Consider the following 11,629-nt stretch of genomic DNA (forward strand, 5'->3'; position numbering starts at 1 on the left):
CTATGGCAATACCCGTATTTTCACGCGCTTTCTGCCCCAACGAAACGCATCCGACCGTTCCGGGAAAAACACATCAATTTTATATCCACGGATGCCTGAGCCGGTGTCAGCGGCAATGGCATATCCGTATCCTTCCACATACACTTTCGACCCAAGGGGGATGATGGACGGGTCGACCGCAATCACTTTAGCGGAAGGATTTTTGCGCAAGTTGATGCCTGTGCTTGTTATGCCTGAACAGCCTGCACAATAAGCGGTGTAGGCGGTGGCGGTGACGTAAAATTCCTTCGCGGCATGGTCCGAGCCGCGCGAGGACGGGCGGTCGGGCGCGGCAGCCGGGCGCACAGTTTTCGTGCCGATGGCGACAATGCGCGCCTTGCTTTCTTTTAACGTTTTCGTAGCGATCAGTTTGCGCGCCGTTTCTTTGCCGTTTTCCAACGTCACCTCATACATTTTTTGAACCGTTCCTTTTTCCCCAGGCTGAATGACGCGCCGCTCTCCTTTCGGCAATGAGTCGTCCCGTTTTGTCACCACGGCAAAGTCGACGGGTTCTTCCACTACATCGGTGACTTTTTTTACTCGGATTACGCGAATGGTCATCTGTTCTTTGACCGTTTCCTGCAAGGAGGGCTCTATCCGATCGAGTTGACCTAGCTGAATCCCTTGCTGCTTCAAAAAGTCAGCGACCGTAGTCGAAGTCGTCCATGCCTGCTGTTGTTTACCGCCGACATTGACGTGGACTGGAAACGCCTTTTCAACGCCGATGTCCATACCTTTTTGAATTTTCGCCGAAAGCGCCGGCGCCACTTTGTCATGCGGCCCGACCGCCACGTGCTGCGAACGGAGCAACTCCGCGACTGTATCGGCCGTCGTCCATATCTTTTTCTTTTTCCCATTGACCGTCAGCGTCACTTCTTTGCTCGCTTCCCAAATGATATGGAGATCGTCGGTGATCGGCGAATGCAGAGACGGATAAATATAATCTTCTTTGCGCGGTTGAATGTTTTGCTCCGCAAGCAGTTCTTTCACCGTTTTCGCATGAGTGCGAATTTCTTGTTTGTTTCCGTTTTTGATCAGCGTCACATCATCTTTGGCCATCTCATATCCGGCAACCCCTGTCGTCGCGGAGATGGCGAGAAACCCACCCGCTGTGACGGTCACGTTTTTCCTCCATAAGTCCATCCATTTCCTCCTATTCGGCAACATCAGAAGAAACGCCTCCTTTTCCTCTGGAATTCCCCTCTCCCTTTAACATGTACGCACAAGCATACTCTATTATGCAGAAAATTCAGTGAAAAAGGAAGGAAGACTTGTCGACAGACAATTAGCTCATTTTCGCCGAATTTGTAGAACTTTTTCGTTTTCGCCGCTTTTTCGACAAGCCTCCCGATGATCCGACGCCTAATTTTAGCGGTCGATGGCGAACAATTTTTTGGCATTTTCCGCCGTTGTTTCCGCTACTTCGGCAAAAGAAATGTTTTTGATCTGTGCGATCGCTTCGGCAACGTATTTGACATAGCTCGGCTCGTTTCGTTTGCCGCGGAAAGGGTGAGGCGTTAAATATGGACAGTCGGTTTCGATCAATAAATGGCTGAGCGGAATCTCCTTCGCCACTTCCTTCGGTTTTTTCGCGTTTTTAAACGTGACCGGTCCGCCAAGGGAAATGAGAAAATTCATGTCCATGCACTGTTTGGCCACCTCGACGCTGCCGCTGAAGCAATGCATAATCCCGCCGACTTCGGCGGCGTTTTCCTCCTGCAAAATTTTTAAAATATCCGCCGTCGCCTCACGGTTATGAATGATGATCGGCAACTTCACCTTTTTAGCCAGCCGGATTTGCTGCCGAAACACCTCTTGTTGCACGTCTTTCGGCGATTTATCCCAATGGTAGTCAAGCCCCATCTCGCCGAGCGCCACGACTTTCGGGTGGGCGGCGAGCTGTTCAATCATCTGCAAGTCATCGTCCGTCATCTCGATCGCATCGACCGGATGCCAGCCAACCGCCGCATAAATAAACGGATACCGCTCGGCCAGCTCGATCGCCCGATCGATCGTCGGACGGTCAAATCCGACGACGACAATGTGTGAAACCCCTTCATCGCGAGCGCGTTCAATGACTTGTTCCAAATCTTCTTCGTATTGGACCGCATTCAAATGTGCGTGCGTATCAAACAGCATACCAATGCCCTCTTTTCCACCTTGATGTTAAGTGTAGCATAGAAATTGGTTACATACGTCACAATTCGTTAACATTTCCATTACAAAATAGCGACAAGGAGGTGTCAAGCGCAACACCCCCCTGCCAAGCAAACGATTATTTGATTTTCGTTCCATTCGGCACGTATTGATCAACCGTCGCCAGCGAAAACTCCCCGCCGCTGCCTCCGGCTAGAATCATGCCTTCCGACCATTCGCCGCGAAGCTTGGCTGGTTTTAAATTGGCGACGCAAATGACTTTTTTGCCGACGAGTTCTTCTGGCTTGTAAAACTCAGCAATGCCGGAGATCACTTGCCGCTTCTCGCCGCCAAGGTCAAGCTGAAGCTTCAACAGCTTATCGGCGTTTTTCATCCGTTCGGCATGGATGACTTCAGCGACGCGCAAATCGATTTTGGCAAACTCGTCAATCGAAATTTCCGCCGCCTCCGCTGCTTTTTTTTCCTCTTTTACCGGCTCGGCGGCCGGTTTGCCCCCTTGCATATGCGCCTTAATGTACTCCACTTCCGCTTCGATGTCGAGGCGTGGGAAGAGCGGTTCTCCTTTTTGCACCTTTGTCCCTTCCGGAATGAGGCCGAAATCGTATAAGCTGTCCCACTCTTTCAACGAACGGTCCGTGATGCCGAGCTGGGCGAAGATGCGCTCCGGCGTGCGCGTCAAAAATGGCTGAAGCAGCACCGCCGTATGGCGAAGGGATTCAGCCAAGTGGGTCATGACGGCGGCAAGCTCATCCCGTTTCTGTTCGTCTTTCGCCAACACCCATGGCTGCGTTTCATCGATGTATTTGTTCGTCCGGCTAATCAACTGCCAAACAGCGGCGAGAGCGACGGAAAACTCCATCCCCTCCATCGCTTCTTCGTATTGACGCACCACTTCGCGCGCCGTTTGCGCCAACTCTTGGTCAAACGGTGTTTTCGGCCCGCGGTATGGCGGAATAACACCGTTGAAATATTTCTCGATCATCGCTACGGTACGGTGCAACAAGTTGCCTAAGTCGTTGGCTAAGTCATAGTTGATGCGCTCAATAAATCCTTCCGGCGTAAACACGCCATCAGCGCCGAACGGCACTTCCCGCAGCAAATAATAGCGGAGCGCATCAAGCCCATACCGGTCGATGAGCGTCACTGGGTCGACGACATTGCCTTTCGATTTGGACATTTTTCCATCCTTCATCAGCAACCAGCCATGGCCGAATACTTTTTTCGGCAACGGCAAGCCGAGCGCCATCAGCATAATCGGCCAATAAATTGTATGGAAACGGACAATTTCTTTGCCGACCAAATGGACGTCGGCCGGCCAATATTTGCGGAACTTTTCATCGTTATCCGTGCCGTAGCCGAGCGCTGTGATGTAATTGGCGAGCGCGTCGATCCAGACATAGATGACATGTTTCGGATTGCCTGGCACTTTAATGCCCCAATCGAACGTCGTCCGCGACACGGCCAAATCCTCAAGCCCCGGCTTAATGAAGTTGTTGATCATCTCATTTTTCCGCGATTCCGGTTGGATAAAATCGGGGTTTTCTTCGTAATATTGCAACAAGCGGTCGACGTATTTGCTCATCCGAAAGAAATAAGACTCTTCTTTCACTTTCTCAACAGGCCGGCCGCAGTCCGGACAGTTGCCGTCCACAAGCTGCCGCTCGGTGTAAAACGATTCGCACGGCGTACAATACCAGCCCTCATATTCGCCTAAATAAATATCGCCTTGTTCGACAAGACGGGCGAAAATTTGTTCGACGACTTTTTTATGCCGCTCCTGCGTTGTGCGAATAAAATCGTCGTAGGAAATGTCGAGCTTCTTCCATAGCTCCTGAATGCCAGCGACGATCTCGTCGACGTATTGCTGCGGCGTTATTCCTTTTTCTTCCGCCTTGCGCTGAATTTTTTGCCCATGCTCATCGGTGCCGGTCAAATACATGACATCGTAGCCGCGCAGCCGTTTATAGCGAGCCATGGCGTCCCCCGCCACCGTTGTGTAAGCATGACCGATATGCAGGCGGTCACTCGGGTAATAAATCGGCGTCGTCAAATAAAACGTTTTTTTCTCCATCGGTTAGGCCCTCCCTCGTACTGTTGAGCACAAAAGCCCTCGTCCGGCGACGAGAGCGGCGTTACTTCTATTTTACATAATTTTTTCATTCTACAAAAACATCTATTTCTCGTGGGCTGAAAAAATATACCCAAACCAGCAAAAATACCGCTGCATTTTCAACCTTCGCTGCGAATTTATTATATAAGGATAGAGTTTAGATAGGCAAATTTATTCGTTTTCTCCTTTCTTTCTAAACAAACTTTTTTTTGAAATAACAATATACATTTTTTTAAAATTTTACATATTAAAGGATTGACGCTTAATGGAAACACTGATATGATTAGGTTGTAGGAAATTTGTCGAATATTGACGAATAAACGACAAAAAACTTTTTTGCGGAGAGGAGAATCGACGATGAAATCGACAGGGATCGTGCGTAAAGTCGATGAGTTAGGCCGCGTCGTCATTCCGATTGAGCTGCGACGTACGTTGGATATTAACGAAAAAGATGCGTTGGAAATTTATGTTGACGATGACCGCATCATTTTGAAAAAGTATAAGCCGAACATGACGTGTGTCGTCACCGGCGAAGTGTCGGACGACAACTTCAAACTGGCCGGCGGCAAAATCATTTTAAGCCGCGAAGGCGCGGAAATTTTGCTGCAGGAGATCCAACAGCATCTAGAAGCAGCAGCGGACAAAGAAAAAGAATAAAAAAGTTTCTCTGGCTTCAGAGAAACTCTTTTTTTTCTTCTTCTTGCTGTTGATGATACTGCCGATAAACGTCGCGTTTCGACATATTTCGATCACTGGCCGCCTGTTTCACCGCCTCCTTGACGGAAAGGCTGTGCTCGCGAATATAATAATCGACATGTTCGACAAGCGAAAGCGGCTGCCACCATTCCTCTCCCTCTTGCTCTTGTTTATTCCCGTCTCGCGCCCCTTCGACAATGAGGCAAAATTCGCCGCGGATGTCATGTTCTTCCGCCCAGGCGACCACATCACTTAAATCGCCACGGATGAACTCCTCAAACCGTTTCGTCAGCTCGCGGCCAAGAGCGATGCGCCGATTGCCGAATATATCATACATGAGAGCGAGCGTTTCTTTCAGGCGGTGGGGCGCCTCATAAAAAATTAACGTCTCCGCCGCTGTTTTTAACGACAGCAACTGCTCTTTTTTCTCTTTTTTCGCCCGTTCCAAAAAGCCGACAAACAAAAAGCGGTCCGTGGGCAGCCCGGAGGCGACAAGCGCTGTCAATGCCGCGTTCGCTCCAGGAAGAGGGACGACGCGGCAGCGCTCGGCAAGCGCCGCAGCAATAAGCTCATAGCCCGGATCGGAAATGCCGGGCATCCCGGCGTCGCTCACCAATGCCACCGTTTTTCCTTCCTTCAGCCATTCGACAAGCTGCCGGCCGCTCGCGTATTTATTATGCTCATGGTAGCTGACGAGCGGCGTATGGATGTCGAAATGAGCGAGCAGCTTTTTCGTCTGCCTTGTGTCTTCGGCGGCGATGACGTCAGCTTCCTGAAGCGTCCTAACCGCACGAAACGTCATATCCTCCAAATTGCCGATCGGCGTCGGCACGATGTACAGTGTCCCTTGTTCCGTTTGTTCGGTAAAACTTTTTTGCTGCCAAAGCATCCTTGTTCCGCCCCTTTAAGATGAAATAATGCCATATAAGATCCGCTTCGTCTCCTCGGTATATTCGTTATTCTCATCATACACGACAAGCGGAGGCAACACTTTTAAGTCCGGGCTTGCATCTTTTGTCCCTTCAATTAAAATCATGTTCGCCTCTTTGCCCGCTTTCGGGTACACAAAGCGGAGCCGTTTCGGCTCAAGACGGTATTGGCGCATGAGCGTCACAAGGTCAAGCAGCCGCCCGGGCCGGTGGACGAACGCCGCCTTCCCTCCTTGCTTCAACAGCTGGCTGCTGACGCGAATCACATCCTCTAGGGTGCAATAAATTTCATGGCGGGCGATGGCGATATGTTCATTTTTGCTCAGTTCGTCTTTGCCGACTGCCGGAAAATACGGGGGGTTGCACGTGACGACATCGTACCGGCTGTAACCGATCCGTTGCGGCGCTTCTTTAATGTCGCCGTGTATGATCTCGATTTGTCCTTCAAGCCCGTTGTATTGCACGCTTCGCCTCGCCATGTCGCAAAGCCGTTCTTGAATTTCAATGCCGATGATCGTCCCTTTTGTTCGCCGGCTCAACAAGAGGGGAATCACCCCGTTGCCCGTGCACAAATCAACAATCTGCCCCTTTTGAATCGGCATATAGGCAAAATGAGCAAGGAGCACGGCATCAAGGGAAAACGAAAATACAGATGGACTTTGAATGATGCGGAGCTCTTCGTTAAACAAATAATCGAGCCGTTCATCCTCGTACAATTTCACCATGACGCACGATCCTCCATTGAAAAAAATAACCTTTCCGAAACGGAAAGGGTGGCGCTGCCTTTAGTTTTTGTTCAAAAACGACAAGCAAAACAAACAATCGCCCTCGGTGCGAACGCTTCCGTAATGGATGTGACAAATATGAAACCCTTCTTGGTAAAGGCGGGCTAAATTGTCATACCCTTCGCCAATGTCGATGAGTTTTTTGCCATGTTTGTCCCCTTTTCGTTTGCCTTCTTCCCATGCTTCTGACAATTGTTCAAGCCGACGGCGCAAATGAGCATTTTCGATTTGCAGCTGGTGATTCTCTTCTAACAGCTCCGTTACGCGCTGTTTCAGCTGCACCAGCTCGCGGTAAAAATAACTAAGTTGCTCTTCCATATTGGCCACTGATCGAAACACTTCTTTTTTATCTACTTTTTCCACTGGCCCCACCCCAAATTAATCTGCGACGCGAATGGACAACGTCCCGTTTTTCATCAGCTCATCGAGTGTATATTCGACGACCCGTCCGAATTCTGGAAGCTCGATTTGCAGCACCCGCTCTAAAATGTTCAAGCCGACGACTTTGCCGAAGCCGTGCGGTGTTTCGACATATTCCCCTAAATCCGGGAGTTGTTCTTTCGCCGTCTCATACTCTTCGTTTTCATATTTCAGGCAACACATCAGCCGGCCGCACAGCCCGGAAATCTTCGTCGGATTGAGCGACAAGTTTTGATCTTTCGCCATTTTGATCGACACCGGTTCAAAATCGCCTAAAAACGTCGAACAACAAAGCATGCGGCCGCACGGCCCGATGCCGCCAAGCATTTTCGCCTCGTCGCGCACCCCGATTTGCCGCAGCTCAATGCGCGTGCGGAAAATCGACGCTAAGTCCTTCACAAGCTCGCGGAAATCGACGCGCCCATCGGCAGTGAAATAAAAGATCACTTTATTGCGGTCAAACGTATATTCCACATCGACGAGCTTCATTTCGAGCCCGTGCTCCTCCACTTTGCGCAAGCAAATGTCATACGCCTCGCGCGCCGCCTTTTTGTTTTCTTCCACAACCCATTTATCTTTCTCATTCGCCACACGGATCACTTTTTTGAGCGGCATCACGATGTCGTTTTCGTCGACTTGTTTATTGGCGATGACGACTTTTCCGTACTCAATGCCGCGCGCCGTCTCAACAATGACGAATTCGCCGACGGGAATAACGGCATCGCCAGGGTCAAAATAATAAATTTTCCCTGCTTTTTTAAAACGAACGCCGACTACCGTATACAACGGCTCTCCCTCCTTTACCGCTTTAATTGAAGAACGAGCTGCTCAACAAGCAACGCCGTGCTCATATTCGTTGTATTTAAACGCGTTTTCGCTTGTAAAATCGCTTCCATGCCAGCCACAATCCGCCGCTGCGGGCAAGCAAGCGCCCATCGTTGCAGGCGGTTCAGCTGATCGCGGTATAACACGCCGTCCATTTGCCCGGTTTGAATATGCAACAAATCGCGGTATAAATATAAAAGCAAATCAAGTCCAAGGTCAAGCTGATGGTTTTCCAAAAAATGCGGAAACAAGCGGTCGTGGATGAAAAACAAAAGCTGCAGCTCCGGCTTGCCCAGCATCTCATACCATTGTAGCACTAATGTTCGCGCCTCGGCAAACCAACTATCTTGGGCAAGCGCCAGTGCTTCCTCGAAGCTGTTTGTCAAATGGGCAGCCAACAGCGCCAACGGCAACGGCACGTGCTCCTCGACAAGTCCCTGGGCGAGCTCTGCCGGCGGCAACGGCCGGAACGAAAGCACTTGACAGCGGGAAACGATCGTCCCTAGCAGGCGGTGGTATTGCTCAGTCAGCAATACCGCCACCGTCCCCGGATGCGGCTCTTCCAAAAATTTCAGAAGGCTGTTGGCAGCGCTTGTCGTCATTTGATCGGCGTGCTCAACGATGTACATTTTTTTATCCGACTCGACCGCTGTTTTCGAGAACTCTTGCTGCAGCCATTCGATTTGTTCCTTTTTGATTGATCCTCCATCCGGGCCGATCATCCGGACGTCGGGGTGGTTGCCGGAGTCGATGCGCCGGCAGTTGCGGCACTCTAGACACGGGGAAACTCCGATTGGGGACAGACAAAACAAACGTTTCGCCAACAACAAACTGGCCGCTTTTTTGCCCGTCCCCCGCTGCCCCTCAAACAAGTACGCATGAGAAATCCGCCCTTTTTCCAAGCCGCTTTGCAGCATTTTCGCCACCACCGGCTGGCGTTTCGCTAGCTGTTCCCATCGCATCGCCATCACTCTTCCTTATTTCTTATTTCTATTCTATCATGTCCGCTAGGAATCATCACGGTCGGATTCATGGAAATGGCGCTGTCATCTTCCTTTCAAGCGGGAAAGCACCGCGGCCGTTGTTTCGGCGAATACATCATCAAGCGGGCGGTTCGCGTCGATGACGACAATGCGGTCGGCAAACCGTCTGGCGAGTTCCCGATACCCTTCTCGCACCTTCTCATGAAAAGACAACGTTTCAAGGTCAAGCCGATTCACTTCCCGGCCGCGATTTCGCCGGATTCGTTCAAGCCCAATTTGCGGATCGATATCAAAATAAATCGTCAGCGACGGCATATACCCATCAATAGCGAACTCATTAATTTTCCATACTTCTTCAATGCCAAGCCCGCGGGCAAATCCCTGGTAGGCGAGGGAGCTATCAACAAACCGGTCGCAAAGGACGACGCACCCAGCCTCAAGCGCCGGCACGATTTTCTCAAGCAAATGCTGTCGGCGCGCCGCCGCATACAAAAGCGCCTCCGTCCGCCCGTCCATCTCCGTATAATCGCGGTTTAAAATGATTGAGCGAATCGCCTCGGCAATGCGCACTCCGCCCGGTTCCCTCGTCGCCACGACGTCAATCCCCCGCTCACGCAACAACGACTCCAATTTGCTGATCATCGTCGTTTTGCCCGCTCCTTCCGGCCCTTCAAACGAAAAAAAGCATCCGTTCATCACTCGCGGCATCCTTTCCATCCTCCCTATTCGTATACAACCAATTGACCATCTTTCAGCCGGCTTCCGCCTTGTATGTGCGCCCGCTGACAAAGAAGCTGGCGGATCTGTTCAATATGGCTGCGGCCGATCCGTTCTCCGATCCACACGAGCGGCACCCCAGGCGGATATGGAATAACCGTTTCCGCCGCTATATGTCCTTCAGCTTCCTCGAGCGCCACAGCTTTTGTCCGCAAATGGCGCAATTCATCATACGGGACTAAAACCGATAGCGGCGGGCCGAGAAAAGGCGAAGCGTCACACACCGGCGCCTCGCCATCTGGCAAATCGCGCCACGCTCGTTTGATTTTCTCCGCCGCTTCCTGAAGCCGCCCGGTTACCGCCAGCGGGCAAACGAAAAGCACGTTCATTCGATCAACGAGCTCGACAAACACCCCTTCGCGCTCAAGCCGACGCTGCAGTTCATACCCGGTCAAGGAACAGCGCGTCTGCACCGTTACTTTCAGCGGGTCGGTCTGTACGCCAAAATGGCGGGAACAAACGACTGCCACCCCGTCAATATCCGCCAGGGCTGCTTTAAACTCCTCAATTTCTGCCACGATCGCCGCCGCATCGCTTTTTGAAAGCTGGGCGACATAACTCCGCGCCAAATCGAGCGACGCCATAATCGGGTAAGACGGGCTGCTTGACTGAAACAACTGCAAAAAATACTTCAATCGTTCAAGATCAACCCGCTCGCTGTTCACATGCAAAAACGCTCCCATCGTCATCGCCGGCAACGTTTTATGCGCCGACTGCACGACGACATCGGCGCCATAGCGAAGCGCCGATGTCGGAAACGGGGGACCGACAACGAAATGGGCGCCATGCGCCTCATCAACCAGCACCGGAATGCCATGTTCATGAACTAGACGGACGATTTCTGTCAAATCGGCGGCCATTCCATAATAATTTGGGTTCGTCAATACAACCGCAGCAACATCACCATGAAGCGCCAACGCCTCTTTGACCGCTTCAGGACGAATGTGCGAAGCGACACACACATCACGATCAAACTCGGGGGCAAGTAGAACAGCAGTGGCCCCCATGAGTTGCAATGCATGCATCACCGATTTATGGCAATTGCGTTGCACAATCACTTTCTTCCTCTTTCCATCACACACGGCGGCGATCATTGCCAAATTCCCTGCCGTCGAACCGTTCACAAGGAAAAACGTCTCCCTAACGCCATACAGCTCCGCCGCCAGCGCCTGCGCCTCGGCAATCACCGACTCAGGATGATGCAAGTCATCCAAACCGGAAATTTCCGTCGCATCCAACGCCAACAGCGGCGCAAACATATCTCTCCCTCGTTCCGAAAACAAAGCGCCGTATTTATGTCCCGGCACGTGAAACGAAACCGGGCGGCGCGCCCAATGGTGCACGAGGGCGTCATATAAAGGAGTTTTCGTTTGATCCATCATCATCCTCTTTCCTTGCTGTCTGTCCAAGAACGGCCATCATCCGGGCAGACTGCCGAAATGCATGGGATATACAGGAGAAACATCAAACATATAGTATCACAAACGCCCGAAAAAACGCACGAGTCGCGTCAATCGCAAATAAAAACAGGCCCAAATGCAGGCCCTGATTACGAGTGAATTTTCGATGTAAACATTTTGCGCAACTGCCGCACATAAATCGAGTAGTTCGGGTCATCCGTATTCGTTTGCACAATCGCCCGATTGCAGTCCAAACAAAGAAAATGGCCAAAAAGGAAAATCCCTTCCTTTTTTTCCTGTTCACAAACGATGCATACATGTTCGCGTTGATTCCGGTCTGCTATTGATGTCCTCACGCTCTCCACCTCCCATCCTCTATGTTTCCCACATTGCTAACATTCTATACTAGTAGATGAAAGGAAGAGAGACATTGAGCGGGTCCTTATCGTTTTTTCCTCAAAAAACGAAAGCAGCCAATTGCACCAATGCAACTGGCTGCTCGTTTATT

General features: G+C 51.0%; 12 protein-coding genes. 1 reads left to right on the forward strand and 11 read right to left on the reverse strand.

Features of this window, described 5'->3' with window-relative positions; translation table 11 throughout:
* From BRO54_RS09305 to metG, 3 genes are all read right to left on the reverse strand, one after another.
* Nucleotides 1–1,206, reverse strand: coding sequence for a G5 and 3D domain-containing protein (locus tag BRO54_RS09305; RefSeq protein WP_074043764.1), 1,206 nt, complete (start codon nucleotides 1,204–1,206; stop codon nucleotides 1–3).
* Between the two features lie 201 nt (nucleotides 1,207–1,407).
* The gene (locus BRO54_RS09310; RefSeq protein ID WP_013143959.1) at nucleotides 1,408–2,178 is read right to left on the reverse strand and encodes a TatD family hydrolase; all 771 of its coding nucleotides are present in this window, start codon (nucleotides 2,176–2,178) and stop codon (nucleotides 1,408–1,410) included.
* Nucleotides 2,179–2,314: 136 nt separating this feature from the next.
* Nucleotides 2,315–4,267, reverse strand: a complete 1,953-nt coding sequence (metG, locus tag BRO54_RS09315; RefSeq protein WP_074043765.1) for a methionine--tRNA ligase — start codon at nucleotides 4,265–4,267, stop codon at nucleotides 2,315–2,317.
* A gap of 396 nt (nucleotides 4,268–4,663) precedes the next feature.
* Between metG and BRO54_RS09320 the strand changes: the two genes are divergently transcribed.
* The gene (locus tag BRO54_RS09320) at nucleotides 4,664–4,963 is read left to right on the forward strand and encodes an AbrB/MazE/SpoVT family DNA-binding domain-containing protein (RefSeq protein WP_021322629.1); all 300 of its coding nucleotides are present in this window, start codon (nucleotides 4,664–4,666) and stop codon (nucleotides 4,961–4,963) included.
* Nucleotides 4,964–4,979: 16 nt separating this feature from the next.
* Here the strand turns inward: BRO54_RS09320 and rsmI are convergent, their stop codons facing one another.
* From rsmI to BRO54_RS09360, 8 genes are all read right to left on the reverse strand, one after another.
* Nucleotides 4,980–5,891: a 16S rRNA (cytidine(1402)-2'-O)-methyltransferase gene (rsmI, locus tag BRO54_RS09325; RefSeq protein WP_074043766.1), complete on the reverse strand. Its 912-nt coding sequence runs from the start codon at nucleotides 5,889–5,891 to the stop codon at nucleotides 4,980–4,982.
* A 15-nt stretch (nucleotides 5,892–5,906) separates the two neighbouring features.
* Nucleotides 5,907–6,656, reverse strand: a complete 750-nt coding sequence (locus BRO54_RS09330) for a tRNA1(Val) (adenine(37)-N6)-methyltransferase (protein ID WP_074043767.1) — start codon at nucleotides 6,654–6,656, stop codon at nucleotides 5,907–5,909.
* Between the two features lie 60 nt (nucleotides 6,657–6,716).
* Nucleotides 6,717–7,079 (reverse strand): DNA replication initiation control protein YabA, encoded by a 363-nt coding sequence (yabA, locus tag BRO54_RS09335; RefSeq protein ID WP_074043768.1) that lies wholly within the window; start codon nucleotides 7,077–7,079, stop codon nucleotides 6,717–6,719.
* Between the two features lie 15 nt (nucleotides 7,080–7,094).
* Nucleotides 7,095–7,922 carry a PSP1 domain-containing protein gene (locus tag BRO54_RS09340; RefSeq protein ID WP_074043769.1) on the reverse strand — a complete coding sequence of 276 codons (828 nt, stop codon included), beginning with the start codon at nucleotides 7,920–7,922 and terminating at the stop codon, nucleotides 7,095–7,097.
* A 14-nt stretch (nucleotides 7,923–7,936) separates the two neighbouring features.
* On the reverse strand, nucleotides 7,937–8,929 hold the full coding sequence (gene holB, locus BRO54_RS09345) for a DNA polymerase III subunit delta' (protein ID WP_074043770.1): 993 nt from the start codon (nucleotides 8,927–8,929) through the stop codon (nucleotides 7,937–7,939).
* A gap of 78 nt (nucleotides 8,930–9,007) precedes the next feature.
* Nucleotides 9,008–9,640, reverse strand: coding sequence for a dTMP kinase (gene tmk / locus BRO54_RS09350; RefSeq protein ID WP_041467722.1), 633 nt, complete (start codon nucleotides 9,638–9,640; stop codon nucleotides 9,008–9,010).
* Nucleotides 9,641–9,666: 26 nt separating this feature from the next.
* Nucleotides 9,667–11,100, reverse strand: coding sequence for an aminotransferase class I/II-fold pyridoxal phosphate-dependent enzyme (locus tag BRO54_RS09355; RefSeq protein WP_074043772.1), 1,434 nt, complete (start codon nucleotides 11,098–11,100; stop codon nucleotides 9,667–9,669).
* A 170-nt stretch (nucleotides 11,101–11,270) separates the two neighbouring features.
* The gene (locus BRO54_RS09360) at nucleotides 11,271–11,477 is read right to left on the reverse strand and encodes a sigma factor G inhibitor Gin (protein ID WP_074043771.1); all 207 of its coding nucleotides are present in this window, start codon (nucleotides 11,475–11,477) and stop codon (nucleotides 11,271–11,273) included.
* Between the last annotated feature and the right edge of the window lie 152 nt (nucleotides 11,478–11,629).

Origin of the sequence: Geobacillus proteiniphilus (genome assembly GCF_001908025.1) — a bacterium.
GTDB lineage: Bacteria > Bacillota > Bacilli > Bacillales > Anoxybacillaceae > Geobacillus > Geobacillus proteiniphilus.